Source organism: Tateyamaria sp. GN1-10 (genome assembly GCF_055693845.1).
The window spans coordinates 3,541,447-3,567,027 of the sequence record NZ_JBVFUR010000004.1 but is presented as its reverse complement, the minus strand read 5'-3'; the positions used below and the strand labels follow the sequence as shown (position 1 = coordinate 3,567,027).

Here is a 25,581-nt window from a genome sequence, read left to right as displayed (position 1 = left end):
AAGTCCCATGACGACATATCAGAGCCACCACCCGACAGCCGCTGCGCTGAACATGGTGGGGGCAATGTGCGTGATCGGTGCCATCGATATCTATGTCGCCGTGATTGCCGAGACGATTTCGGTGTGGCAGTTCCTGATCATGCGGCTGCTGCTCGCCGCCCCCATCGTGCTTGCCCTGTCAGCCTTGGGCTTTGGGACCTTGCGTCCCCGCAGGGTCGGCGCCGTGGCGTTTCGGTCCATGCTTATCGCAACCGGCATGTTCTGCTATTTCGGCGCACTTGCCTTCATGCCCATCGCAATGGCGTTGGCGGGGCTTTTCACCTCGCCCATCTTCGTGCTGCTGCTGACGGCCTTCGTGCTCAGGCAACGGATAGGTCCGTGGCGGATCATTGCCGTGGCTGTCGGCTTTGCGGGCATCCTTGTGGTTCTTGGCCCATCCGGGGGCACCCTCGGTTGGGTCGCGGCGCTGCCAGTGGTGGGCGGGATCCTCTACGCCTCCGGGGTCGTCGCGACGCGGGCGCTGTGCGATGGAGAAAGCACGCTGACTTTGCTGTTCGGTATCTTTGTCGCGCAGGGCGCACTCGGGACGGTCGTGCTTGCGCTCATCACCGTTCTTGATCCTCCGGTCGGTGCAGGGGGCATGGCCTTTCTGACGCGCGGTTGGGTCTGGCCCATTGACGCGGCATGGCCCTATCTGCTGGTGCAGGTGTTTGGGTCCGTGCTGGGCGTTGGCCTGTTGAATCGCGCCTACCAGATCGGCGAGGCCAGCCATGTGGCAGTCTTCGAATACTCGATCATGATCTTCGGGCCTTTCTTTGGCTGGATATTGCTGGGTCAGCCCGTCACTTGGCTGCAAGGTGCCGGAATTGCATTGATCGTGGCGGCCGGGTTCATCATCGCAGTGCGCAGCCGGGAAAGGGCGGCTAAGCTTGCGTCATGATCCTGAGCACTGGCCGCAAATACATCTTTGTCCACGCCCCCAAGACCGGGGGCACGGCCATGGCCCAAGCGCTTGAGGCGCGGGCAATGAAGGACGACATCATGCTGGGCGATACGCCCAAAGCATTGAAGCGGCGGCACAAGGTAAAGAACATCAAGGCGCGTGGCCGGTTGTGGAAGCACTCGACGCTGTCGGATATCGAGGGGTTGGTGCCCAGCCTTGACGGTCTTTTTGCCTTTGCCCTTGTCCGCAATCCCTGGGATCGGATGGTCAGCTATTATCATTGGTTGCGGGAGCAGAGCTTTGACCATCCCGCCGTCGCGCTGGCCGGTCAGATGGAGTTTTGCGATTTTGCCTGTGCGTCCCAGACGCGGTCGTCGATGCAGGCAAACCCGGCGCGTCGCTACATGATCGATGCTGCTGGGCGCGAGCGCTGCGATCTTTACATACGGCTTGAGCATTTTGACGCGGATGCTGAACCGCTTTGGGATCACTTGGGGTTTCGCCTGCAATTGCCCCCACGCGTCCAACGCGTCAGACAGGGTTGCAGATTACCGCGGTTATTACTCGGATGATGCACGTGATGCCGTCGCCGAAGCTTGCGCCGAGGACATCGAAAGATTCGGTTATTCCTTCGAATGACACCCCATTTACCCGCATGCGCTGAAAACTGTCCTTAATTTGTAAACAACGAGGCAGTGGCTGGGTCACTGGAGCCGTTTGGGGCGACAGTGCCTCATTCCCGCCCAGATTGCGGCCCGTCTTGGCCTTGGGAATCACTGCAATTGGCGACATCAGAACAAAACCGGCGCGCTGCCAGCGCCGCACCATGGGGATGGAAAAGATGTTTGGATGGGCAAAGACGCAAGCGCCACGCCGGATGCCGGAATCGACGGCAGCTTGGGATGGTGGGGTCATGACAACGCGGGGGCTGTTGGCAGGCACGCGGGTGGCAACGTCGATGGGGTGGCGGGCGGTGGATGCTTTGGCCGCGGGCGATCTGGTTCTGACATTCGACGCAGGTTTGCAGCCCTTGGTCGAGGTGCGGCGCGACATTTTCTGGACCGCAGATGCGTCGGTGCCTTCCGCCTATCATTCGGTCCTTGTCCCCGCGGGGACACTTGGCAACAGCGCTGATCTTGAGCTGTTGCCTGATCAGGGTGTGCTGGTGGAAAGCGACGCGGCTTGCGATGCATTTGGCGATCCGTTTGCGGTTCTGTCGGCTAAGTCGCTGGAAGGGTATCGGGGTGTCCGTCGCATGGCGCCGCGGACGCAAATCGAAATCATCACTCTGGTTTTTGCCGGGGAACAGGTTGTGTATGCCGAAGGGGGTGCTCTCGTTCATTGCCCCCGGCACATGATGCACCTTGATGAACTGTGCGCCGCGGTGCCGGGCTACGATGTGATCCCGGCCCGCGATGCGGCTTTCCTTGTTGAATGCATGAAGGTCGAAGACGCACGCTACGGGATTGTGGCCTGATCCGGGGGACTCAGGTGCCGGGCAGCGCCCGGTAGCCTTTGACAATCATTGTCAGGCCCACGCCCGTCAGCCCGGTCCCGGTTAGCACATGAGGGTTGAGCCAGCGTGAGGTCGCGCGGTTGACCGTGTGCATTGTCAAAAGGGCGTAACCGATGATCGACAGGGCATCGAGCACAAGAAAGATCGCCCCGTAGATCAGGGTTTGCACCAACACGCTGTGATCTGCCGAGATGAACGCCGGAAACAGCGCCACGAAAAACACGATGGCTTTCGGGTTTGAGACGCAGGCAAAGAAGCCTGCCCAGAACGTCACCTTGTCCGCAGGCTTTGCCCGGAACGTGGTGCCATTGCGCATGGCGACAAAGGATTGCAGGCCCATCCACACGATGAAGACCCCACCGGCGATTTGCAACGGCGGCAGGATCACATCGGACAGCGCCAGCAGTGTGGCCAGTGAACTGGCCGCAATGGTGATGTGAACGATCGTGCCCAGACCGTCCCCGGCGACAGTGATGAAGAGACCACGACGCCCGTGTTTCAGCCCCTGCGCTGTGGCAAAGGCGACGGATGGGCCGGGAGCCGCAACGAACAGCAGTGTCGTGGTGATGAAGGCGATGAGCAGGGTCGGGTCCATTATGTCTTCTCCGATACTGGTGTGTCGCGCCCAAGCGCGTATTGGGTCATGCCGGGGAAGGTGGGTAGCCAGGGTTCCCGGCGGATGGTCCAAAGCTCATAGGTTGGGGTGAACCGTCCGGGTTCGTCGAGCGCACCCAGGTGTATCTCGACCTCGTTGTCGCTGATGGCAAAGACGGATGATCCGCAGGTGGTGCAGGTGTGCCGCCCTTCGTGTGCCCGCGTTTCGCCCGTGATTTCAACGGCTTCGCGCGGGAAGATGGCGGCGGCAAAGAACAGTGCGCCGTGGTGCTTGCGGCAATCAAGGCAATGGCAGATGCCCACGCGATCCGGTGACCCCGTGGCAACAAGGCGCACGGCACCGCAGACGCAACCGGCTGTGATCTGGTCCATGTGCAGGCCTCCCCCTTGACGCGTTTGCAGTATGCCCATGGGTCCAACCGCGTCCACAGGCGAAAGCAGGTGGTGCCGCCATTCCGTGGCAAGGAAGGCCGATGTCCGCTGGTTCAGGCGTATTGCGGGTTCGCGCGGTGCTCGATCAAGGAACAGGTTCTATGGTCGCAGCACACAACCTAAACCGGAGCGTAAAGCATTGTTTTTATACCGTAAGTTGGGGATCGAAGACGCACAGGCATGGCTTGTTCTGCGTCAGGAAGGGGCCACTGTTGCGCCAAGCGGTTTTCTGGTGACCGAGGCTGAAAGCCGCGCGATGACTGTCGAGACGGCCAGCAAGGTTCTTGCTTATGGTGGGCTGCGCGGCGTGTTCGACGACGATGCTCTGATCGGGTTTTGCGGCTATCGCCCGCAACGACAGGCGCGGACGCGGCACCGGGCGGAGTTGGGGCCGTTCTACGTCACACCCGATTTCCAGGGGACAGGTGCTGCGCAGGCCATGATGAAGGGTGTTCTGGACGAAGCGAAGGAGGGTGGGGTGGAGCAGATCGAACTGAGCGTTGCACCCGCGAACGCCCGGGCCATCGCGTTCTATGAGCGGCACGGTTATGTGCAGTTCGGTGTCTTGCCGGATGCCATCAGGGAGAATGGGGCTTCTGAGGACGCGCTGTTGTACCGTCTGCAATTAGGCTGATGGCGTTTGAAACGGGTCGCTTTAATGCAAAAGGGGCCGCGTAGAACGCAGCCCCTTGAATGATTGCCTTTGGGTGCCGATCAGGCTGCCGCGGCTTCCTTTGGACCGAAGCGGCCATAGAAGCTTTGGTTCTTCTCGGCCATCTCGCGCAGGAGCGCTGGACACTTGAACCGTTCGCCATATTTGGCTTCGAGCTGGTCGCAGCGTTCGGCGGCGTAGGGTGCACCGATGATGTCGAGCCAGCTGAGCGGGCCACCGGACCACGGGGCAAAGCCCCAGCCGAGGATCGCGCCTACGTCGCCTTCGCGGATGTCCATCAGGACGCCTTCTTCCAGCGCGCGGACGGCTTCGAGGACTTGGGAGAACAGCAAGCGGTGCTGGACTTCGCCCAGGTCGGGCTGCTCGTCCATCAGCGGGTACTTGTCATGTACGCCGCGCCAGATGCCCTGACGTTTGCCCTTCTCATCGTAGTCATAGAAGCCTGCGTTCGCCTTGCGGCCCATGCGGCCCAGCTCTTCCAACCAGAAAATCAGGTCGTCGGAGGGGCTGTCGGGATAGTCGTCGCCCATGGCGGCCTTGGTCGCGCGGGCGATCTTGGCACCCAGATCGATGGCCGTCTCATCCGTCAATTGCAGCGGACCCAAGGGCATGCCGACCATCTTGGCGGCGTTTTCGATCAGCGCAGGTTCGACCCCTTCGGTGACCATCCGCGTCCCTTCGTTGATGTAAGGGATGATGCAGCGGTTGGCGTAGAAGAAGCGCGCGTCGTTGACCACGATGGGCGTCTTGCGGATTTGGCGCACGTAGTCGAGCGCCTTGGCCACGGCCCGGTCGCCGGTGTTGGCGCCCTTGATGATCTCAACCAGCAGCATCTTTTCGACGGGCGAGAAGAAGTGGATGCCGATGAAGTGGTCCTGATTTTTGGACGCTTTTGCCAGTTCGGAGATCGGCAGTGTCGAGGTGTTGGAGGCAAAGATGCAGTCGTCGGGGATGATCGCCTCAACCTTCTGCGTGATCTCGGCCTTGACCTTGGGGTCTTCGAACACGGCTTCGATGATCAGGTCGCAGCCTTTGAGTTGGTCAAGGTCAGGTGTGGCGGTGATGCGGGACAGGAGCGCCGCGCCCTTTTCCTGCGTGGTCTTGCCGCGCTTGATGCCGCCTTCGACATATTTCTCGGAGTAGTTCTTGCCCCGATCCGCGCTTTCCTGATCGCGGTCGATCAGCACCACTTCGATACCGGCCTGAGCCGAAACGAGGGCAATGCCCGCGCCCATCAGGCCCGCGCCTAGAACGCCAAGTTTCTTGACCCGTTGGTCTTCGATGCCTTGCGGACGCACAGCGCCTTTTTCCAGCGCTTCCTTGTTGAGGAAGAGCGAGCGGATCATGGCACCGGAGGAGGGGTTCATCAGCACGTTGGTGAACCAGCGCGCCTCGATCTTCAGCGCCGTGTCAAAGGGCACAAGTGCGCCTTCGTAGACGGCACTCAGCAGCGCCTTGGCGGCAGGGTAGACGCCTTGGGTCTTGCCGTTCACCATGGCCGCAGCACCGACAAAGGTCATGAAGCCTGCGGGGTGGTAGGGGGCACCTCCGGGCATCTTGTAGCCCTTCTGGTCCCAGGGCTTCACAAGGTCGGCGTCCGTCGCGTTCAGCACCCATTCGCGGGCGGCGGCGACAGGGTCTGCGACGACCTCATCGACCAGCTTGCCCTTGGCTTTGGCAGGGGAGACCATCTTGCCTTCCAGCAGGAAGGGCGAGGCGTCCATCGCGCCCAGCTTGCGCGCGAGGCGCGTTGTGCCACCGGCACCGGGGAAGATGCCGACGAGGATTTCGGGCAGGCCGACCTTGGCCTTCGGGTTGTCCGCGATGAAAGTGCGGTGCGTGGCCAGCGGCAGCTCCAGACCGATGCCAGCCGCAGTGCCGGGCAGGGCAGCAGCAATCGGCTTGCCGCCCTTGTTGGTCTTGGGGTCCATGCCCGCGCGTTCGATCTTGCGGAGCAGACCGTGCATTTTCATCGTGCCTTCGAACAGGCCCTTGGCAGGGTTGTCGCCTGCCTCTTCCTTCATCTTGGCGAGCAGGTTCAGGTCCATGCCGCCAGCGAAGGTGTCCTTGCCCGAGGTGATCACCACGCCCTTGACCGCGTCATCGGCGAGCACGTCGTCGATGTGGTCGTTGAGTTGCGCCAGCCCTTCGAGGGACATGACGTTCATGGTCTTGCCTTCGACATCCCATGTGATGGTAGCGATGCCGTCGGCGTCTTTGGTCAGTGTAAAGTCAGCCATTGTTCTCTTCTCCCCTTACACGCGTTCGATGATTGTGGCGGCACCCATACCGGAGGCGACGCAGAGTGTGGCAAGACCGGTTTCCTTGTCGGTCCGCTCCATCTCGTCCAGCAGCGTGCCGAGGATCATGGCACCGGTGGCGCCCAGCGGGTGGCCCATGGCGATGGCGCCGCCGTTGACGTTCACCTTGCCGTGGTCGACGTCGAATGCCTGCAGGAAGCGTAGGACGACGGCGGCGAAGGCTTCGTTCACTTCGAACAGGTCGATGTCACCGATGTTCATGCCGTTGTCGCGCAGGATCTTTTCGGTGACGGGCACGGGGCCGGTCAGGTTGATGGTGGGATCAGTGCCGATCTTTGCGGTGGACTTGATGCGCGCGCGGGGCTTGAGGCCCAGCTTCTCGCCCAGTTCCTCGTTGCCGATCAGCAGGGCTGCGGCGCCGTCAACGATGCCCGACGAGTTGCCTGCGTGGTGCACGTGGTTGATGCGTTCGAGGTGGGGGTATTTCATCAGCGCGACCTTGTCGAAACCGGGCATGACCTTTCCCATGGCTTCAAAGGCTGCGTTGAGGCTGCCCAGCGACTGCATGTCCGTCTGCGGGCGCATGTATTCGTCGTGATCCAGGATCGGCAGGCCGTTCTGGTCCATGACGGGGATGATGGATTTGGAGAACCGCTTGTCGTCCCACGCTTCTTTCGCGCGGCGCTGGCTTTCGACCGAGTACTGGTCGACGTCGTCACGGGAGAAGCCGTATTCCGTTGCGATCAGGTCTGCACCGATACCCTGCGGGGCAAAGTAGCTTTCCATGGCAATCGACGGGTCCGCAGCGATGGCAGCACCATCGGACCCCATGGCCACACGGCCCATCATTTCGACGCCACCGGCAATATAGCCGTCACCGGCTCCGCCGCGCACCTGGTTGGCAGCGATGTTCACGGCTTCAAGACCGGAAGCGCAGAAACGGTTGATGGCGATGCCGGGGATGGCCTCATCAAGGTCGGAGGCCAGAACGGCTGTTCTCGCAAGGTTGCCGCCCTGTTCCATCACTTGCGTGACGTTGCCCCAGATCACATCCTCGACCACGTGGCCGTCGATGTTGTTGCGCTCTTTCAGCGCGTTCAGGGTCAGGGTCGAAAGGCGCAGCGAGGTCACCTCGTGCAACGCACCGTCCTTGCGGCCCTTGCCGCGCGGGGTGCGGATGGCGTCATAGATATAGGCTTCGGTCATCGTGTTCGTCCTCCTGCCGAATGGCGTGTCTTTGTCTTCAAGTGGGGTAGACCGGATGGTCTAATCAAGGGTGACGTTGCGGCGCTTTACGTAAACTTACGCGCGGTCGGCGGGCGAGCCGGGCATGAGGTCGTAGGGCGCCTTCCAACCGGGGGTGTCCGAGATGTTGGTCAACCAGCGGTCGATGTTGGACCAATCGGCGCGGTCGAAGCCGAAAGGTTCGGGGTAGTAGAGATAGCCACAGCAACTGAGGTCGGCATTGGTCAGGCCGTCACCCACGATCCAGTTCCGGCCTTCGAGATGATCGTTTAGTATGGCGTAGGCAGCTTTGAGACGTCCTTGGTTGAACGCGATGACCTCTTGTGGGCGCTTGTCTTCAGGCAGGAAGTTCATCAGGAACCGGGTGACGCCGCACATGGAGCTGAGCTTGTGGTTGTCCCAGAGGACCCAGCGCAGCACTTCGTATTTGTCGTCACCTTCACCGCCGAATTTACCGGTCTTGTCGGAGACGTATTTCTGGATGACGCCCGACTGGCTGATCTTGCGGTCCCCATCCACCAGCAAAGGCGCCTCGCCCATCGGGTTGAGGGCGCGGTATTCGTCTGTGCGCGCGGCGCCGCCGAAGAAATCAACGAAGACGGGCTCCCAATCGAGACCGGAGAGTTGCAGAGCGAGGGCTGCCTTGTAGGAGTTCCCGCTTTCGCCGAAGCAGTGCAGTTTGAGGGTCATTGGTGCGGGCCTTTCCGGTCTTGAGATTTGGGAGGGCAAGACCGGTGGGTTTCACACCCCCGGACCCCCCGTGCGGTTTATCTGGCGAAATGAAGATGATCCCGTTTACGCCACATTAGGGTTAATGCCCCGAAGATGAGAAGGCATGGCAGGCTGCGGAGCTGAGCCATGTGCGAAGTGAAACCCTGCTTTCCCGGCCTCGGTGGACGCCGCCCGCGGAAAGCAGGGTGGACCCCACCTTCATTTCGCCAGGTAAACCGCCCCCGGAGGAGGGCCGGCTGGCGGCAAGCGCCAATGCGTTTCGCATCAAAACGCCCTCGCAATCAGCTCTTTCATGATCTCATTGGTGCCACCATAGATGCGCTGCACCCGCGCGTCCGTCCACATACCGCCGATATCGTAGTCGTTGGTGAAACCGTAACCGCCATGCAGTTGCAGGCATTCGTCCAGCACCCAGGCTTGGGTGTCCGTGGTCCAGTATTTGCACATGGCGGCTTTATCCACGGTCAACTCGCCGCGGATGTGTTCGGCCATGCATTCGTCAAAGAAAGACCGGCTGACCATGGTTTTGGTCTTGGCTTCGGCCAGTTTGAAGCGGGTGTTCTGGAATTGCAGGAGGTTGCCACCGAAGGCCTCGCGTTCCTTGCAGTAGGCCAGCGTCCGCTCGACCGCGCCTTCCATTGCTCCGACGGCAGCGCAGGCGATGACCATGCGTTCCTGCGGCAGTTGCTGCATGAGCTGGTAGAAGCCTTGGCCTTCGGCCCCGCCAAGAATGTTTTCAGGGGCGATCTCCACGTTGTCGAAGAACAGCTCGGACGTGTCCGAGGCGTGCATGCCGATCTTGTCGAGGTTGCGGCCACGGTCGAAGCCTTCGGCCCCGTCGGTTTCAAGCACTACCAGCGACACGCCTTTCGATCCTTGTGACGGGTCGGTCTTGGCGGCGACCACGATCAGGTTGGCGTGTTGGCCGTTGGTAATGAAGGTCTTGGAGCCTGTCAGTTTGTAGGCGTTGCCGTCCTTGATCGCGCGGGTCTTGATCGCTTGGACGTCCGAGCCGGTGGAGGGTTCGGTCATGGCAAGCGCGCCGACGAGTTCGCCAGTGACCAGCTTGGGCAGCCAGCGTTGTTTCTGGTCGTCGGTGCCGTAGGCCAGCACATAGTGCGCGACGATACCGGAGTGAATGCCGTGGCCCCAGGCCGCCAGGTTGGCGCGGGATGCTTCGACAAGGATCGCGGCTTCGTGGCCGAAATCACCGCCTGCGCCCCCGTATTCCTCGGGGATCGACGGGCAGAGCAGGCCCAGCTCGCCCGCTTGTGCCCAGGTTGAGCGGTCCATTTCGCCCTGTTTGCGCCAGCGTTCGAAATGGGGCGCCCATTCATTGATGATGAATTGCGCCGTCATGTCGGCGATCATCTGATGCTCTTCCGTCATCCATGCGGACGGCCCAGCAGCCATGTCTTTCATATCTCTCCTCCCCAGGAGATTTAGCGTTTGCGCGCCTCCAACTCGGAATTGAACAGCCGCAAGCGGGCTGTCAGGTTTTCCTCGTTCATCACGCTATCGAAATTCTCGAACAGGAACGACAGGGCCTCGCCCTCGTCCAGCCCTGCTTCGGCGGCAAACCGCTTGAGGCGGCGATAGCCATCCTCGGTCATGGCGACGGGAAAGCGGCGGGTCAGGCGAAAGCGTTTGGGCATGCGGTCTCCGAAAAGCGGTAGGGCGGGGTTTTACCCCGCCCTAACTTTAGAAGTTTGCCGCTTCCAGCGCCATCACAGTGTCGGCACCGGTCTGGATGCGTGTCAGGTGCAACGCTGTGGCGGGCAGTTGGCGTGCCATGTAGTAGCGGCCCGTTGCCAGCTTGGTCTCAAAGAATTCCGGGTCGGACGTTCCACCCGCCAGTGCTTCGCGCGACGCCTTGCCCATCTTGGCCCACATCAGGCCCAGGCAGACATGGCCGAACATGTGCATGAAGTCGTAGCTTCCGCTCAGCGCGTTGTTCGGGTTCGTCATGCCGTTCTGCATGAAGTACATGCCAGCGGCCTGCAGGTCCTTGGACGCAGCTTTCAGCGGTTCCAGGAACTCGTTGTCGTAGGCTTCGTCCTGGCCTGAATTGTCCTTGATGAAGCTTTTGACCAGGTCAAAGAACGCCATCACGTGCTTGCCACCGTCTTGCGCCAGCTTGCGGCCCACGAGGTCCAGCGCCTGCACGCCGTTGGCCCCTTCGTAGATCATCGCGATACGGGCGTCGCGGGTGTATTGCGACATGCCCCATTCCTCGATGTAGCCATGACCGCCATAGACCTGCTGGGCCTTGATGGTGTTGTCGTAGCCTACATCCGTCAGGAACCCTTTGATGATCGGGGTCAGCAGCGACACGAGGCCGTCGGCGTCCTTGTCACCGGCCCGGTGGGCGGCGTCGATCATTGTCGCGCCCCACAGGATGAACGCGCGTGCGCCTTCGGCAAAGGACTTCTGGTCCATCAGCGAGCGGCGGATGTCGGGGTGCACGATCAGCGGATCGGCGGGCTTTTCGGGGGCCTTGGCACCTGTCACGTCACGCCCTTGCAGACGGTCGTTGGCGTACTCAACGGCGTTTTGATAGGCGACCTCGGCCTGGGACAGGCCCTGCATGCCGACACCAAGACGCGCTTCGTTCATCATGGTGAACATGGCGCGCATGCCCTTGTGCTCTTCGCCAATCAGGTAGCCTACGGCCCCGTCATAGTTCATCACGCAGGTGGAGTTGCCGTGAATGCCCATCTTCTCTTCGATATTGCCAACGGCGACACCGTTGCGGGCACCCAGCGAGCCGTCTTCGTTCACGAGGAACTTGGGCACGATGAAGAGCGACACGCCCTTGATGCCTTCGGGACCACCGACGATCTTCGCCAAAACCAAGTGGATGATGTTGTCGGCCATGTCGTGCTCACCAGCCGAGATAAAGATCTTCTGGCCGGAGATTTTGTAGCTGCCGTCGTCTTGAGGCTCTGCCTTGGTGCGCATCAGGCCCAGATCGGTGCCGCAATGCGGTTCGGTCAGGTTCATGGTGCCGGTCCATTCGCAGGACACCATCTTGGGCAGATAGGTTTCCTTTTGGGCTTGGCTGCCGTGCGCCAGGATGGCCGAGGCCGCGCCGTGCGTCAGACCCTGGTACATGGTGAAGGCCATGTTGGCGGACGAGAACATCTCGCCCACTGCGGTGCCGATGACGTAGGGCATGTTTTGGCCGCCGAATTCCTCGGGCATGTCCAGACCGGGCCAACCGCCCTCTTTCACCTGCTCGAACGCGTCCTTGAACCCGGTGGGGGTGTAGACAACGCCGTTTTCCAAACGGCAGCCTTCCTTGTCGCCCACGACGTTCAGCGGGGCGAGGACCTCGGAGGTCAGTTTGCCAGCTTCGTCGAGGATGGCGGAGGTAAAGTCGGCCTCCAGTTCATCGTAGCCAGGGATGTCTGCGCCTGTGACGTTCAGTACGTCGTGCAGGATGAATTGCATGTCCTTGGTGGGGGGCGTGTAGCTTGGCATAAGTCTCTCCCTAGTGCGGCGGCGCTTATTCAGCGGCCTTCTTCGTGGTATTCATCGAGGCGATCATCTTTTCGCCCCACTTCAATTGGTTCCGAAGGTCATCTATGGCCTCGGTCAACTCATCGCGTTGGCGCTCCATGTCGGCCAGTCGGTCACGGGCGATGTCATAGGTGCGCGCCAGTTGCGTCTGCTGCTGGTCACCCATGTCGTAGAGGTCCAGAAGCTGGCGGATTTCCTCAAGGCTGAAACCAAAGCGCTTGCCGCGCAGGATCAGCTTCAGACGGGCCCGGTCGCGTTTGGTGAACAGGCGCTTTTGGCCCTCGCGGATCGGGAACAGCAGTTCCTTGGCTTCGTAGAAGCGCAGGGTCCGCGGTGTGACGGCAAACGCGCCGCACATTTCGCGGATGGTCATGGTTTTCTCACTCATCGGATCACTCGCATATCCTGTTGCGCCCATCACATGGTGGAGACGCGGATTCGATGCAACCGACAGATGACGTTGACGTAAGCTGTACGTTGCGTCACGAAGGAGGTTGACGTGATTTTTTACCACGTCAACTGACGGCACGACGGATTTTTCCACCTTGATGCATATCAAGGTGGCGTACTCATCGCCTCGCTACGTTGCGCATGCAGTCAAAGGGAGTGCATGACATGTTCAAGAGAATTGTAGTTGGCGTTGATGGATCAAGCACATCGGACAATGCGGTGCGCATTGCCTGCGATTTAGCCGGCAAGTACGACAGTGCGCTCTATCTGGTGCACACCCCACAGCCACAAACGGTTGCTTTTGCGCTCGGGGCCGTAGCGGGATACCACGCCGTCACCACGATGCCGAGCCTCGAAGAGGTGGAGGAAGCGGCAAGCAAGATTGTGGAGGGCGCCACCGCAATCGCGAACGAATGCGGCAACGAGATCGTCGAAGCACGTACGGATCAGGGGGATCCCGCCCAGAAAATCACGGCATGCGCACAGGATGTGGGTGCCGATTTGATCGTCACGGGACGGCGTGGTTTGGGAAGCATTGGGTCGCTGGTCCAGGGAAGCACCAGCCAGCAGGTCAATCATCTGGCGAAATGCGCGACCCTGTCCGTTATCTAGGGCGTTTTGAAATGATGACCGGGTGCGGCGGTGTGTGCTGCGGTCGGTTTAACCCTTGAGTTCCCCGGCAACGCTGTCGCGCAGGCCCTGTAATTCGTCCCGCGCTTCGTCCAGTTGTTTACGCTGCTCGTCCAGTTCTTTGAGCTGCCCGTCGGCAAGTTCGATCCAGGCACGCATTTGGGCCTCGGTGCCTTCATGTTCGTAGATGAGTAGCCACTGCCGAATGTCTTCCAGTTGGAAGCCAAACTTGCGTCCGCGCAGGATTAGTTTCATGCGCGCGCTTTCCCGGGGGCCGTAAAAGCGCGATCTGCCTTCGCGGTCCGGTTGCAGCAATTCGATGTATTCGTAGTAGCGCAGCGTGCGCGGCGTCACATCAAATTCCGCGCACATCTCTTTAAAGCTCAAGCGGTCGTCTGCCATGACTTCCTTTGTCTCCATCCCTGGACTTCAAGCCTAAGGCGCGTGCGCGCGGCACGCAACAGGTGCCTTGCCCAATCTGCGCACAAGACCCATAACTTGCATCCACGACCGTGTGACGAGGCCATATGTCCGATCCAGACAAACTCAAGCTTGCCCGACAATTCATTGAAGCCATTCCACATTCTCGAGATTTGGGGATGAAGCTGACTGAGATGGAGGATGGTGTTGCGGTAATCACCATGCCCTATGATGACCGGTTGATCGGCGATCCTGAGACGGGCGTGATCAGCGGCGGCGCTGTATCCGCGTTAATGGACACCTGTTGCGGGGCCGCGGTGATGAGCCACCCGGAAAACCTTGGCGGTACGGCCACGCTTGATCTGCGGATTGACTACATGCGGGCGGCCACGCCCGGCCAAGCCATCACCGCCCGCGCGACCTGTTACCATGTCACGCGATCGGTGGCTTTCGTGCGGGCCAACGCCTGTGATGATGACAGCGACAATCCTGTGGCCACGGCCACGGGCGCTTTCACGGTGGAGGGCAAGCGATGAAGCGGCCCGAGCCTGTGCAGGTCGTCAAGCAACGGCGCGATGCTGCGCTATCGGCGCTGGTCAGCGGTGTGCCTTATATCCAGTATCTTGGCCTGACCTTTGATCGGCGCGGGGACGAGTTGACCGGCGTGCTGCCCTTTGATGAAAAGCTGATCGGCAACCCGCTGTTGCCCGCGCTGCATGGCGGGGTGACGGCTGCGTTCCTGGAAGCGACGGCGGTGATCACCTTGTCTTGGTCCTACCTGTGGGAAGACATCGAAAGCGGTGCGCTGGACTTTGATCCGAGTACCGCACCCAAACTGCCCCGTTTGCCCAAGACGGTCGATTTTTCGGTCGACTATCTGCGCTCAGGCTTGCCGCGTGACGCCTACGCCCGTGCGCGCATCAACCGGTCGGGGCGGCGCTATGCCTCGGTCCATGTGGAAGGCTGGCAGGACAATCGAGACCGGCTGTTTGCGCAGGCCACCGGGCATTTTGTCATGCCGCAACGGCGCTAGATGGAGGCGACAGCCACCACCGAACCACCAGCGCCGCTGACCCACAAGCGGGTGCTCAAGATTGCGCTGCCCATTGTGTTGTCCAACGCCACCGTACCGATCCTGGGGGCTGTGGATGTCGGTGTCGTGGGGCAAATGGGAGAGGCCGCGCCTATTGGCGCAGTGGCGATGGGGGCCATTATCCTCAGCACCGTTTACTGGATTTTCGGGTTCCTGCGCATGGGCACCGTCAGCCTTGCCGGGCAAGCGGCAGGCGCAGGGGATGATGACGAGGTATCAGCCTGGTTGACCCGTGCCTTGCTGGTAGCTGCCATGGGCGGCGCGGGTCTGATCCTGTTGCAATTCCCGATCGTCTTGCTGGCCTTCCAGCTTTCGCCTGCCAGCGCCGAGGTCGAGAGCCTGGCCCGCGATTACCTGTTCATCCGCATCTGGACCGCCCCGGCGGCCATTGCCGTTTATGCGCTGACCGGCTGGCTTGTGGCGATGGAGCGGACGGGCGGCGTGTTCTGGGTGCAGCTGGTTATGAACGGGGTGAACATCGTCCTGAACTTTGTCTTCGTGCTGGGCTTTGGCTGGGGGGTGAGCGGCGTGGCCATTGCCACCGTCATCGCCGAGGTGCTTGGCGCGGGCTTGGGGCTGTGGTTCTGCCGAGCCGCCTTTGATCGCCCCGCGTGGCGTGACTGGCCGCGCGTGCTGCGCCGGGCGCAACTGATCAAGATGGCGCTTCTGAACACGGATATTCTGCTGCGCTCGCTGATGCTGATGATCATCTTTTCCAGCTTCGTGTTTCTGGGCGCGCGGTTCGGTGATGTGACGCTGGCCGCGAACGAGGTGTTGATTCAATTCATGTACATCACCGCCTATGCCATGGACGGCTTTGCTTTTGCCGCTGAAACCCTGATTGCCCGCGCCTACGGCCGCCGCGATCCCATGCGCGTGCGCCGGTCCGCGCTGATGACATCCATGTGGGGCATGGCTATTTGCTGCATCACCGCGGGTGCGTTTCTTTTTGTTGGTCCGTGGCTCATTGATGTGATGGCCAAGGATGTTGAGGTGCAGGTGGTGGCGCGGGAGTACCTGTGGTGGATGGTTGCCGCCCCGTTGGTGGGGTGCGCGGCATGGATGTTCGATGGCATATTCATTGGCGCTGGCCGGGGCAGGGATATGCGCAACATGATGGCGATATCCTTTGTTCTGTATTGGCTGGCCGTGCTGATCCTGCTGCCGCTTATGGGCAATCACGGGCTGTGGGCTGCGATCCTTATTTCATTTGTCGCGCGGGGGGTGACGCTGGGGCTACGTTATCCGGCGCTGGAGCGGGCGGCCGGGTGAAGGACTGGGGCGCTGCCCCAGACCCCGTGGTATTTTCAGTCAGAAGAAGCTTAGAGCCAGTTCTTTGTTTCCGTGCCGACCGCTTCCGCCACGGATTGGAAACTGTCTTGTTGCAGTTGGGCGTCCACCCCTTCCGCGATGCGAGCTGCGAGGCTGAGACCGCCATAAACGAGGCCTGTGTAGAGCTGCACCGCTGACGCCCCGGCCTTGATCTTGGCGTAGGCTTGTTCGGCGGATGCCACGCCACCGACCCCGATCAGAGGAACCTTGGTCAGGTTGTGCAGTTTGGCGAGGACGCGAGTGGATTTTTCGAACAGCGGAGCGCCGGACAGGCCACCCTTTTCCTGAGCATGCGCGCTGCGCAGGCCGGTGCGGTCCAGTGTGGTATTCGTCGCAATTATCGCGGCCACCCGGGCGTCTTCGGCCACTTTGGCGATGTCGGCGAGGTCCTGATCGGTCAGATCTGGTGCAATTTTCAGGAAAACGGGGATGTCACCGCGCACCTGCATGACGCCGTCAAGCAGTGCAGCCAAGGCCATTGGTCCTTGCAGGTCCCGCAGTTTTTCCGTGTTGGGGCTGGAGACATTGACCGTGGCGAAGTCGATGTAGGGTGCACAGTGCTGTAGCACCTTTGCGAAGTCTTCGGCCCGGTTCGCGCTGTCCTTGTTGGCACCGAGGTTCAGGCCCACCGGCACGCCTTTGGGGCGTTTTGCCAAGCGGGTGGCGATCGCCTCCATCCCGTCATTGTTGAAGCCGAAACGATTGATGGCCGCGGCATCCTGGGTCAGCCGGAAAAGCCGCGGTTTGGGGTTGCCGGGTTGGGGCAGTGGGGTGGCGGCGCCGACCTCGATCCAGCCGAAACCGGCCCGGCTGAGGGGGGCGATGGCCGTGGCGTTCTTGTCGAAGCCCGCAGCAAGGCCCACGGGGTTGGGCAGATCCATACCGGCCAGCGATGTGCGCAGACGGTCGCTTGTGATCGGGCCTGGGAGCGGCGCAAGCGGTGTATGCAGTGCCTTGAGTGCCAATCCGTGCGCAATTTCCGGGTCCAGCTTGCGCAGGGCCTGGGTTCCGATCCGTTCCAGTGCCTGTTTCATCCGAAAGACGTGCCTCCGTCTGCTGGTTTGCACCGGATCAGGCGCGAGGTTTTGACCGCTGCCTGTCGGTGCACCACAGCGCGCTTGTAGTCGGGATCAGTGACCATGGCGAGGAAGGCACCAGCACTCGGGTAGTGGGCGATGAACACGGCGTCCCATGCTTCGTCCGCGGGTCCGATCAATGTGGTTTCAAACCCGCCGCGCCATGCAATACGACCGCCAACCTTGCCCAAAACCGGCGCAGAGTGTTTGCCATAGAGCCCATAGGCCTGCGCGCCGGTCAGTCCGTCGCGCGCCAATTCGTGGTCGCCGGGGTAGTTGGCGAGATCGTTGAAACGGACGAGGTTGAGCATCTCGATCGGTGTGTCGCGCGGCAGGTCCTTGAAGGCCTGAAACTGTTCTGCTGTGGGATCTATATGGGTCATGTGTCGAACCCTGCGCCCGGCGGGAACTGGTGAATTCCGTTTTCTAGTGGCAAGGGTTGGGCCCAGTGGACATCTGCCAGCCGCATCTCGCGGTACAGATGCGGGAACTCGGCCCCGCCGCGGGACACTTCCCATTTCAGGTTATCACCCAGGGCGCCTGTATCGACCGCGATCAGGAACAGGTTGTCTTCGCCTGCAAAATGCTTGGCGGCGGTTTCGGCGGCCTGTGTGGCGGTCGAGAAATGGACATAGCCGTCCTGCACATCAATCGACGCGCCGGGCGTGCTGCCGTTTTCGCGCAGATGCGCCCATTCGGGGGCGCGGAAAATCTTGTAAATCAGCATGGCTGCGTGATGCAGCTTGCTTACGCAGTGGTCAAGTGCGCGCTGTCATGGATTTGTTGCGCGCTTTCCCTAAGGAACCGCTTTGACTCGTGGTGCAGATTGTTGTCACGATATGGACATAACCAATGAGGGAGACACCAGATGACCCGATTTCTGATGGGCACTGCTGCGCTGGCGCTGAGCGCGGGCATGGCATCCGCCGAATATACGCTGCATATTTTGCACACCAATGACATGCACAGCCGCATTGAATCGATCAACCGTTTCGATTCGACCTGCAATGCCGAGGGCGAAGCCGAAGGCGAATGCTTTGGCGGTGTGGCGCGGGTCAAGACGGCCATCGACGCCAAGAAGGCATCGCTCGACAACCAGAACGTCGTCGTATTGGACGCAGGCGATCCGTTTCAGGGCTCGCTCTTCTACACCACCTACAAGGGCGCGGCCGAGGCCGAGTTTATGGAGCAGATGGGCTATGATGCCATGGCCGTGGGCAACCACGAGTTCGACGATGGCCCGCAGGGCCTCGCCGATTTCATCGAGAAGGTCAGCTTCCCGGTCATCTCCGGCAACCTTGATCTGTCTGCCGAAGAAACGCTGAGCGGCAAGGTCGAAAATCATGTGGTGCTCGAAGTCGGCGGCAAGAAGATAGGCGTGATCTCCGCGCTGGCCACTGACACGGTCGAGACATCCTCGCCCGGCCCCAACGTCGTTTTCCAGGACGAAATCGAGGCGCTGCAAGCAGACGTCGCCACCCTGCAAGGCGAAGGCGTCGACATTATCATCGCACTCAATCACGTGGGCCTGAACAAAGACCTCGCGATTGCCGAGGCGGTCGATGGCATCGACGTGGTGATCGGCGGTCATAGCCATACGCTGATGTCCAATGACGATGCAGAAACACCGGCCTATCCCACCATGGTGGACGATGCAGCAGTGGCGCAGGCCTATGCCTATACCAAGTACCTGGGTCATCTGACGGTGACTTTTGATGACGACGGCAACGTGACTGCAGCCTCGGGTGATCCGATGTTGCTGGACGCTTCCGTTGAGCCCAACACTGATTTCCTTGCACGGATCGCAGAGATGGGCGCGCCCATCGAAGAGATGAAAACGCGGGTCGTGGCCGAAGCCGCTGAAGCCATCGAAGGCGGTCGCGACACGTGCCGCGCGATGGAATGCCCCATGGGCTCGCTCATTGCAGATGCGATGTTGGATCGGGTGAAGGATCAGGGGATCGAGATTGCGATCCAGAACGGTGGAGGCATTCGTGCGTCCATTGACGCGGGCGAAGTGACCATGGGTGAGGTGCTGACCGTTCTGCCGTTCCAGAACACGCTGTCGACCTTCCAGGTGTCTGGTGCTGCTATCGTGGCTGCTCTTGAGAACGGTGTAGGCCAGATTGAGGATGGCGCCGGACGTTTCCCGCAGGTTGCGGGAATGAGCTATGCCTTTGACGTGGCAAAGCCCGCTGGTGAGCGGGTTAGTGATGTCATGGTCGGCGACGCGCCCATCGACATGGACAAACTCTATGGCGTGGTCAGCAACAACTACGTGCGCAATGGCGGCGATGGGTATGCGATGTTCGTGGATGCGGAAAATGCCTATGATTTCGGCCCGGATCTCGCAGACGTGACAGCTGAGTATTTGGCCGCGCAAGGGCCGTTCACGCCCTACATCGACGGTCGGATCACGGCCAAGTAATCTGGCAGGGCGCAGGACACCTGCGCCTTACAGGACCAAGAGTAAGGCGGAGCTGATGCTCCGCCTTATTTTTTTTGTACCCAATCGTAAGGCGGAGGTGTCCTCCGCCGCGCTGGCGGATCAAGATCCGCCTTACGGTTTTGGGATATACGAGATAGCGTCATCTGCATGTGTGGACGTTTTTCTATATCGCTGGCCCCTGAAGACATGTCCGAGATGTTTGCTGCGGTTGCTGCGAATGACATGCCCGACATACCCAACTTCAATGTCTGCCCGACCGACGCCGTACACACCGTTACCCACCAGCGTGGGCAGCGATGGCTGACCCCAATGCGGTGGGGGTTCATCCCGCATTGGTACAAGACACCCACCGACGGTCCGCTGCTGATCAATGCGCGGGCCGAAACCATTGCCGAAAAACCCGCTTTCCGGGCCGCTTGTCGGGAACGGCGCGCCGTGATCCCGGCCTCTGGCTTCTATGAATGGACCCGGGAGGGTGATACGCGCTTGCCTTGGTACATCACCCGCAGCGATGGTGCGCCGCTCGTATTTGCAGCAGTTTGGCAGGAGTGGGCGCCAAAGGACCCTAATGGTGATCGAGATCCGTACAGCGGCCATTGTGACCACGGCTGCCAACGCACCCATGTCGGCCATCCACCACCGCATGCCGGTGGTTCTGGAGCCTGAGGATGTCGCACTTTGGTTAGGCGAAAAGGGCAAAGGGGCCGCCACGCTGATGCGCGCCGCCCCTCATGATGCTCTGAAGTGGCATCGGGTTGATGTAGCGGTCAATTCGAACCGAGCGTCTGGTCCGGACCTCATCAACCCAATGGGCACTTAGTCGAGTGGTGCGTCTGCAAAACTCAGATTGCCCTCGACGAGGAAGGATCCATCCTCCTCTGAAATGGCATTGGCGTCGTAGAACGTGGTTTGAACGCCCTGTTCAACAACCATGGTCATGGATCCCTGATCCGCGATCGGACCAAGTGCCCAGCTCTCATGTTTCGAGATGATGTTGTGTTCCGAGCCGGTGAGGTTGGTGAATTTCACCGTGTCGCCCTCGTCAAGATACACAACCGACGGGAAATAAGCGTCCGGTAGGATCAGAACCTCGTGTTCAGCTGCAGAGACCGCGGTCGCAGCCGTCAGCGTGGCCAGAACGGCCCCAATTTGCATCGCGCGCTTCATGCCAGCACTCCTTTTGCTTCGGCCCCACCCGGAAGACAGAATCGTATCTGTTGTCTATGAGTGGAGAATGAGGCCGAATTGGGGCAGGCTTGCGTCCAGCCTGGGGCATGTCACCCGAATTGGTCTGGCCCCAAGTGCCGATGACGCATGGTGTTGCCAGTCGCGTCGCACTACATACCGATTGAAAGACATGCCGATCCGGCACACGCACATGGATGGAGGACCCTATGAACGTTGAGACAAAGATCCTGAAGGCCAAGGATGCGCCGGACCTCGGGTCCTTTGACTGGGCCGATCCGCTGCGCCTGTCCGATCAGTTGAGCGAAGACGAACGCATGATCCAGACCTCGGCCCACGCCTACGCCCAGGAAAAACTGGCGCCCCGTGTGGTCAGTGCTTTTGCCGATGAGACGACGGATGCGGGTATCTTCCGCGAGATGGGGGACATGGGTCTTTTGGGGGTGACACTGCCCGAAGAATATGGCGGGCTTGGCGGCTCGTATGTCTCGTACGGTCTGGTCGCGCGCGAGGTCGAGCGGGTCGACAGCGGGTATCGGTCCATGATGTCGGTGCAATCCTCGCTCGTCATCTATCCGATCTATGCTTACGGATCAGAAGAACAGCGCAAGAAATACCTGCCCAAACTGGCGTCGGGCGAGTGGATTGGGTGTTTTGGTCTGACGGAACCTGACGCAGGCAGTGACCCGGCTGGTATGAAGACCACGGCCAAGAAAAACGACAGCGGCTATGTCTTGAACGGGTCCAAGATGTGGATTTCGAATGCACCTATTGCCGACGTTTTTGTGGTTTGGGCCAAGTCCGAAGAACACGGCGGCAAGATCCGTGGCTTTGTCCTTGAGAAAGGCATGGCGGGTCTGTCCGCCCCCAAGATCGAAAACAAGCTTTCCTTGCGCGCCTCAATCACCGGTGAGATCGTGATGGAGAATGTCGAGGTGGGTGAGGACGCGCTGCTTCCCGATGTTCAGGGGCTCAAAGGGCCGTTTGGTTGTTTGAACCGTGCGCGCTACGGCATCTCTTGGGGGGCCATGGGCGCGGCCGAGTTCTGCTGGCACGCCGCGCGTCAATACGGACTGGATCGCAAACAGTTCGGCAAACCACTGGCGCAAACGCAACTGTTCCAAAAGAAGCTGGCCGATATGCAAACCGAGATCACATTGGGTTTGCAAGCCTCATTGCAGGTGGGACGTTTGATGGATGCAGCACAGGCCGCGCCCGAGATGATCTCGATCGTGAAACGCAACAACTGCGGCAAGGCGCTGGAAATTGCGCGCGCGGCCCGTGACATGCACGGGGGCAACGGTATTTCCGGTGAGTTCCAGGTGATGCGTCACATGGTGAACCTTGAGACAGTGAACACCTATGAGGGCACCCATGACGTCCACGCCTTGATCCTTGGGCGCGCGCAGACAGGTTTGCAGGCATTTTTCTGAAGGTGACTGGCAGACGATTGCGAACAGGGCTGGGGGCACATCGCTGTGCTGCCCCACGCCCTGCGATAGCGTGGTTTCAGTTGTTTAGAGCGCACGAAGATAGAAGCCGAAGATCGTGACGCCCGCGTAGAATGGAACCGCTACACCCAAGACAATGAACGTGAAAACACCGGCGGCTTTCACGAGCAGCATATCTTTGGCGTTGGGCGGCACCTTGTGAAAGTTCAGGATGTCCATAATCGTGCTGCCTGCATTCGCGAAGCACAGCCCAAGCCCAGTCAGCAGGGTCAAAAGCCCGACGCCCCAAATCATGATCCCTTCCGGCAAGCCCGCCAAACGCCCCAAATCAATTGCCGAAAGAGGTGCCTCGTTTTTGACGGCGGCACGCATCATTTGCGCACCGACCGCTGCCAACGATCCAAAAATCGCGTAGTTCCGGAGATACGTCCCGATGTAGTTTACAGTGTATGGGTTGGGCGTGGTGTCGTCGGTTTTCATACGGTTTGACTTTCATAACTGGGTGGCTGCAGGGCCTGATATGCCGACCCTCGGGATGCGCGCTCAGACATCTTGAGGGATTGATGCGTGACGCGATCTTGGGGGAACTGCATGGCCTGCCGCCTGGTGTAGGTATTTTCATTCACTGTCTGAAACGCGACCGAAGGTCATCATGATCCGTCGCTCGGGTCATAAACATGCCGATCCTCGCGCATTTGGTAAGGATTGTGCGGAACGCGACAGTCTGGGCGGGTCCCTATCCTTGGGGTTCGATCGGTTCTTGAAACCATGGCCGATTCGCCGGAACGGTACGGGCGCGCGGTGTGGCAGAGCGTTCGGGTGCGCGGACAAGCGTGGGTATCTGGTGGCTGCGCCTCGCATTGTTTGCGGCCGATGATGAAAGTTTCATCGCCTGTCAGGCGCGCGCTGCGGTGCAGCACCGAGCAGGCTGGAATGCTCGGATTGGGTTTCAACAAAGCTGTAGCAATGGTCTTGAAATGAAGGCCTTGTGATCTGCACTGCGTTTCTCGCAGCGCTGCGGCGTTGCAGCATTATCGACTGCCCAAAAGCCGTGTATTTGCCTTTTCGAAAGACCCGACCGCGTGGTTGCAAAACGGGTTTTCAGACGGTTTTGCACACGTGTGCAAAAAACTGTTGCCAAGTCCCCAGCCCGGTGTCTAGCCTAAAACATCAACCTTTTGGCCGGGGGGTCTTATGGCAGAAATCCAGCTGCGTAACATCAATAAGCGGTGGGGCACTTTCGTGGGGGTCGATAACTTTGACCTGACCATCGCAGATGAGGAATTTCTGGTTCTGCTCGGCCCATCAGGCTGCGGCAAGACGACGACGATGCGGATGATTGCAGGGCTTGAAGATGCCACCGAAGGCGACATCATGATCGATGGCAAGCGTGTCAACGATCTGGACCCGAAGGATCGGGACGTGGCGATGGTGTTCCAATCCTATGGTCTTTATCCGCACCTCAACGTCTATGAAAACATCCGCTTCCCACTGAAGGTGCGCAAGGTCGATCCGGCCTCGCACGACGAAAAGGTGCGCCGCGCCTCTGCCATGGTTGAGCTGGACGAATTTCTGCACCGCAAGCCCGCCGAGTTGTCGGGCGGTCAGCGTCAGCGTGTGGCACTTGCCCGCGCCATCGTGCGCGAGCCCAACGTGTTCCTGATGGACGAACCGCTATCGAACCTCGATGCCAAGCTGCGCGTGTCGACCCGTGCCCAGATCAAGAACCTGAGCCACGAGTTAAAGGTCACGACCGTCTACGTGACCCACGACCAGATCGAGGCGATGACGCTGGCCGACCGCGTCGTCGTGATGAAGCAGGGCAAGGTCCAACAGGTTGGCACGCCGACCGAGATTTACGATCGGCCCGCAAACACCTTTGTGGCGAGCTTCATCGGTTCACCCGCCATGAACCTGATGGATGGTACGATCAGTGGGGGCACGTTTACGGGTGACAATGTCACGATCAGCGGTCTGACCGCGCCCGATGGTCCGACCACACTAGGCTTTCGGGCCGAGGACGCGGCGCTGGCCGAAAGTGACGGTCAGATCACCGCGCCCATCTACACGATCGAATTGCTTGGCGATGCCACCATGCTGACCGTCCGCGCGGGCGGGCAGCTTGTGTCGATCAAGGCGCACAAAGAGTTCCGAGCCGAGATTGGCGACACGGTGTCCTTCTCGGTTCCTGCGGGTATCTGCCACGCATTTGATACTTCTTCCGGCGAACGTCTTGCCTGAGGAACCTGTCTGTCCGGGGGCACCCGGGCGGACCAATCCGGCCAGTGCAGCCTTGCAAGATGCACTGGCGTCAAACAAAACAGGGAGTCTGTAAATGTATTTGAAGAAACTGGCACTGGCGGGCGCTGTCTCGCTTCTGGGCACCACGGCCTTCGCCGCGTGTTCCTATGAAAACGAGGTGCCGCTCAAGTCGCTGACCGCCGGGTTTGAAGCATGGAAAGCGGTGACCGATGCGATGGCCGAGTGCGGCAACTTCCAGGCCGAACTGGACCAGGAGTTTCGCACCAAGCAACCCGCAGCATTCGAGGCGAACCCATCGCTGTATCAAATCGGCGGTGTGTCAAACGGCACGATCACTCCGCTCTTGAACGCGGGCACCATTCGGCCGCTGGACGATCTGGTGGCGAAGTATGGTCAGAACCTGTCCCCCAATCAGTTGATCCGCGTGGATGGCAAGATCATGGCCGTGGCCATGATGGTGAACACGCAGCACCTGATGTACCGCAGCGATATTCTGGCTGATCTGGGCATCGACACCCCCACCACGTGGGACGAAGTGTTCGCTGCCGCCGATAAGATCAAGGAGGCGGGTGTCGTCGATCACGCCATTGGCGCGACCATGAAGTCCGGCTGGAACCTCGCCCAGGAATTCGTGAACATGTATCCGGGCTTTGGCGGGGCGTTCTTTAACGACGACAATACAGCCGCGGTGGATTCGGACGCTGGGATGAAGGCGCTGGAAGCCATGAAGAAGACACTGGACTACACCGATCCAGAGGTTCTGGTCAGCGACTCCACTTACGTTCAGCAGCAGTTCCAGCAGGGCAAGATCGCCATGGCGAACCTGTGGGCATCGCGGGCCGGTGCGATGGATGACGAAAATGAAAGTCAGGTTGTCGGAAAAGTATCTATGGCTGCGGCACCCATGGCGATGGACGGCGGCGCGCCTGCCACGACCCTGTGGTGGGACGGTATTGTGATCGCCGCCAACATCACGGACGAGGAGGCGGACGCGGCCTTCCGTCTGGCGATGGAAGGGCTGGACACCGAGATGGTGCAGGGCGCAAACGAGGCCGCCATCTGGCTCGTGAACGGTTACCAGCCCGGTCCGCTGGCCGAAGGCGCGATTGCGACAGCAACCGCAAACCCGGCACCGCCCGCATACCCTTCGACCACTCAAATGGGTCTGCTGCACACGGCGTTGGGCAACGAATTGCCTGCCTTCCTGACAGGTGATCGTGATGCGGCTGCGACGCTCGCAGCTGTGGAAGAAGCCTACACCACCTCGGCCAAAGAGGCTGGCGTGCTGCAGTAA

26 protein-coding genes and 2 pseudogenes are annotated in these 25,581 nt (G+C 60.4%); 13 read left to right on the top strand and 15 right to left on the bottom strand.

Annotated features, from left to right (window positions below; all coding sequences use genetic code 11):
* Window positions 1-7: 7 nt before the first annotated feature.
* The 3 genes and pseudogenes from ACZ1HN_RS19815 to ACZ1HN_RS19805 all read left to right on the top strand — a co-directional run bounded on the left by ACZ1HN_RS19815 (window position 8) and on the right by ACZ1HN_RS19805 (window position 2,420).
* Complete coding sequence (locus ACZ1HN_RS19815) at window positions 8-940, top strand: DMT family transporter (RefSeq protein ID WP_472728738.1); 933 nt, start codon at window positions 8-10, stop codon at window positions 938-940.
* Window positions 937-1,582, top strand: a pseudogene (locus ACZ1HN_RS19810) (sulfotransferase family 2 domain-containing protein). The gene ACZ1HN_RS19815 and the pseudogene ACZ1HN_RS19810 overlap by 4 nt, the downstream one beginning before the upstream one ends.
* Window positions 1,583-1,784: 202 nt before the next feature.
* Window positions 1,785-2,420 (top strand): Hint domain-containing protein, encoded by a 636-nt coding sequence (locus ACZ1HN_RS19805; RefSeq protein ID WP_299201806.1) that lies wholly within the window; start codon window positions 1,785-1,787, stop codon window positions 2,418-2,420.
* Between the two features lie 10 nt (window positions 2,421-2,430).
* On the opposite strand, the gene ACZ1HN_RS19800 is transcribed toward ACZ1HN_RS19805, so the two are convergent.
* Together ACZ1HN_RS19800 and ACZ1HN_RS19795 are read right to left on the bottom strand one after the other, a co-directional pair.
* On the bottom strand, window positions 2,431-3,054 hold the full coding sequence (locus ACZ1HN_RS19800) for a LysE family translocator (protein WP_472728737.1): 624 nt from the start codon (window positions 3,052-3,054) through the stop codon (window positions 2,431-2,433).
* Window positions 3,054-3,446, bottom strand: coding sequence for a GFA family protein (locus ACZ1HN_RS19795; RefSeq protein ID WP_472728736.1), 393 nt, complete (start codon window positions 3,444-3,446; stop codon window positions 3,054-3,056). The genes ACZ1HN_RS19800 and ACZ1HN_RS19795 overlap by 1 nt, the downstream gene beginning before the upstream one ends.
* A 199-nt stretch (window positions 3,447-3,645) precedes the next feature.
* On the opposite strand from ACZ1HN_RS19795, the gene ACZ1HN_RS19790 reads away from it, so the two are divergent.
* Window positions 3,646-4,140, top strand: coding sequence for a GNAT family N-acetyltransferase (locus ACZ1HN_RS19790; protein WP_472728735.1), 495 nt, complete (start codon window positions 3,646-3,648; stop codon window positions 4,138-4,140).
* Between the two features lie 80 nt (window positions 4,141-4,220).
* Here ACZ1HN_RS19790 and ACZ1HN_RS19785 read toward each other — a convergent pair whose 3' ends face one another.
* From ACZ1HN_RS19785 to ACZ1HN_RS19755, 7 genes are all read right to left on the bottom strand, one after another.
* Window positions 4,221-6,419, bottom strand: a complete 2,199-nt coding sequence (locus ACZ1HN_RS19785) for a 3-hydroxyacyl-CoA dehydrogenase NAD-binding domain-containing protein (protein WP_472728734.1) — start codon at window positions 6,417-6,419, stop codon at window positions 4,221-4,223.
* A 15-nt stretch (window positions 6,420-6,434) separates the two neighbouring features.
* On the bottom strand, window positions 6,435-7,646 hold the full coding sequence (locus tag ACZ1HN_RS19780) for an acetyl-CoA C-acetyltransferase (protein WP_299743594.1): 1,212 nt from the start codon (window positions 7,644-7,646) through the stop codon (window positions 6,435-6,437).
* A 96-nt stretch (window positions 7,647-7,742) separates the two neighbouring features.
* Window positions 7,743-8,375 (bottom strand): glutathione S-transferase family protein, encoded by a 633-nt coding sequence (locus ACZ1HN_RS19775; RefSeq protein WP_472728733.1) that lies wholly within the window; start codon window positions 8,373-8,375, stop codon window positions 7,743-7,745.
* Window positions 8,376-8,681: 306 nt separating this feature from the next.
* Window positions 8,682-9,830: an acyl-CoA dehydrogenase family protein gene (locus ACZ1HN_RS19770; protein WP_472729356.1), complete on the bottom strand. Its 1,149-nt coding sequence runs from the start codon at window positions 9,828-9,830 to the stop codon at window positions 8,682-8,684.
* Window positions 9,831-9,859: 29 nt separating this feature from the next.
* The gene (locus ACZ1HN_RS19765) at window positions 9,860-10,072 is read right to left on the bottom strand and encodes a hypothetical protein (protein WP_299201830.1); all 213 of its coding nucleotides are present in this window, start codon (window positions 10,070-10,072) and stop codon (window positions 9,860-9,862) included.
* Between the two features lie 46 nt (window positions 10,073-10,118).
* A complete protein-coding gene (locus tag ACZ1HN_RS19760; protein ID WP_472728732.1) occupies window positions 10,119-11,900 on the bottom strand; it encodes an acyl-CoA dehydrogenase C-terminal domain-containing protein in 1,782 nt (593 codons plus the stop codon).
* Window positions 11,901-11,925: 25 nt separating this feature from the next.
* Entirely contained in the window at window positions 11,926-12,327 is a 402-nt protein-coding gene (locus ACZ1HN_RS19755; protein ID WP_472729355.1) for a MerR family transcriptional regulator, read from the bottom strand.
* A gap of 227 nt (window positions 12,328-12,554) precedes the next feature.
* Here ACZ1HN_RS19755 and ACZ1HN_RS19750 point away from each other — a divergent pair, with 227 nt between their 5' ends.
* A complete protein-coding gene (locus tag ACZ1HN_RS19750; protein ID WP_299599268.1) occupies window positions 12,555-13,001 on the top strand; it encodes a universal stress protein in 447 nt (148 codons plus the stop codon).
* A gap of 48 nt (window positions 13,002-13,049) precedes the next feature.
* On the opposite strand, the gene ACZ1HN_RS19745 is transcribed toward ACZ1HN_RS19750, so the two are convergent.
* Entirely contained in the window at window positions 13,050-13,421 is a 372-nt protein-coding gene (locus ACZ1HN_RS19745; protein WP_299201842.1) for a MerR family transcriptional regulator, read from the bottom strand.
* 125 nt (window positions 13,422-13,546) lie between these two features.
* Here ACZ1HN_RS19745 and ACZ1HN_RS19740 point away from each other — a divergent pair, with 125 nt between their 5' ends.
* From ACZ1HN_RS19740 to ACZ1HN_RS19730, 3 genes are read left to right on the top strand one after another with little or no spacing between them, the layout of a single operon-like run.
* Window positions 13,547-13,975: a PaaI family thioesterase gene (locus tag ACZ1HN_RS19740; protein ID WP_472728731.1), complete on the top strand. Its 429-nt coding sequence runs from the start codon at window positions 13,547-13,549 to the stop codon at window positions 13,973-13,975.
* Entirely contained in the window at window positions 13,972-14,472 is a 501-nt protein-coding gene (locus tag ACZ1HN_RS19735; protein ID WP_189369240.1) for a PaaI family thioesterase, read from the top strand. Before ACZ1HN_RS19740 ends, ACZ1HN_RS19735 begins: the two co-directional genes overlap by 4 nt.
* On the top strand, window positions 14,473-15,804 hold the full coding sequence (locus ACZ1HN_RS19730; protein WP_472728730.1) for an MATE family efflux transporter: 1,332 nt from the start codon (window positions 14,473-14,475) through the stop codon (window positions 15,802-15,804).
* Between the two features lie 50 nt (window positions 15,805-15,854).
* On the opposite strand, the gene ACZ1HN_RS19725 is transcribed toward ACZ1HN_RS19730, so the two are convergent.
* From ACZ1HN_RS19725 to ACZ1HN_RS19715, 3 genes are read right to left on the bottom strand one after another with little or no spacing between them, the layout of a single operon-like run.
* Entirely contained in the window at window positions 15,855-16,898 is a 1,044-nt protein-coding gene (locus ACZ1HN_RS19725; RefSeq protein ID WP_472728729.1) for a quinone-dependent dihydroorotate dehydrogenase, read from the bottom strand.
* Window positions 16,895-17,323 carry a DUF1330 domain-containing protein gene (locus tag ACZ1HN_RS19720; protein ID WP_472728728.1) on the bottom strand — a complete coding sequence of 143 codons (429 nt, stop codon included), beginning with the start codon at window positions 17,321-17,323 and terminating at the stop codon, window positions 16,895-16,897. Before ACZ1HN_RS19720 ends, ACZ1HN_RS19725 begins: the two co-directional genes overlap by 4 nt.
* A complete protein-coding gene (locus tag ACZ1HN_RS19715) occupies window positions 17,320-17,667 on the bottom strand; it encodes a DUF952 domain-containing protein (RefSeq protein WP_472728727.1) in 348 nt (115 codons plus the stop codon). Before ACZ1HN_RS19715 ends, ACZ1HN_RS19720 begins: the two co-directional genes overlap by 4 nt.
* A 141-nt stretch (window positions 17,668-17,808) precedes the next feature.
* On the opposite strand from ACZ1HN_RS19715, the gene ACZ1HN_RS19710 reads away from it, so the two are divergent.
* On the top strand, window positions 17,809-19,368 hold the full coding sequence (locus ACZ1HN_RS19710; RefSeq protein ID WP_472728726.1) for a bifunctional metallophosphatase/5'-nucleotidase: 1,560 nt from the start codon (window positions 17,809-17,811) through the stop codon (window positions 19,366-19,368).
* A 168-nt stretch (window positions 19,369-19,536) separates the two neighbouring features.
* Window positions 19,537-20,209, top strand: a pseudogene (locus ACZ1HN_RS19705) (SOS response-associated peptidase).
* Here the strand turns inward: ACZ1HN_RS19705 and ACZ1HN_RS19700 are convergent.
* Window positions 20,206-20,556 carry a cupredoxin domain-containing protein gene (locus ACZ1HN_RS19700; RefSeq protein WP_299201867.1) on the bottom strand — a complete coding sequence of 117 codons (351 nt, stop codon included), beginning with the start codon at window positions 20,554-20,556 and terminating at the stop codon, window positions 20,206-20,208. The pseudogene ACZ1HN_RS19705 and the gene ACZ1HN_RS19700 sit on opposite strands and share 4 nt — an antisense overlap.
* A gap of 227 nt (window positions 20,557-20,783) precedes the next feature.
* On the opposite strand from ACZ1HN_RS19700, the gene ACZ1HN_RS19695 reads away from it, so the two are divergent.
* Entirely contained in the window at window positions 20,784-22,007 is a 1,224-nt protein-coding gene (locus ACZ1HN_RS19695) for an acyl-CoA dehydrogenase (protein WP_472728725.1), read from the top strand.
* A gap of 84 nt (window positions 22,008-22,091) precedes the next feature.
* On the opposite strand, the gene ACZ1HN_RS19690 is transcribed toward ACZ1HN_RS19695, so the two are convergent.
* Window positions 22,092-22,505 carry a hypothetical protein gene (locus ACZ1HN_RS19690; RefSeq protein WP_472728724.1) on the bottom strand — a complete coding sequence of 138 codons (414 nt, stop codon included), beginning with the start codon at window positions 22,503-22,505 and terminating at the stop codon, window positions 22,092-22,094.
* A 714-nt stretch (window positions 22,506-23,219) separates the two neighbouring features.
* On the opposite strand from ACZ1HN_RS19690, the gene ACZ1HN_RS19685 reads away from it, so the two are divergent.
* Together ACZ1HN_RS19685 and ACZ1HN_RS19680 are read left to right on the top strand one after the other, a co-directional pair.
* A complete protein-coding gene (locus ACZ1HN_RS19685) occupies window positions 23,220-24,266 on the top strand; it encodes an ABC transporter ATP-binding protein (RefSeq protein WP_299698757.1) in 1,047 nt (348 codons plus the stop codon).
* 94 nt (window positions 24,267-24,360) lie between these two features.
* Window positions 24,361-25,581: an ABC transporter substrate-binding protein gene (locus tag ACZ1HN_RS19680; protein WP_299698758.1), complete on the top strand. Its 1,221-nt coding sequence runs from the start codon at window positions 24,361-24,363 to the stop codon at window positions 25,579-25,581.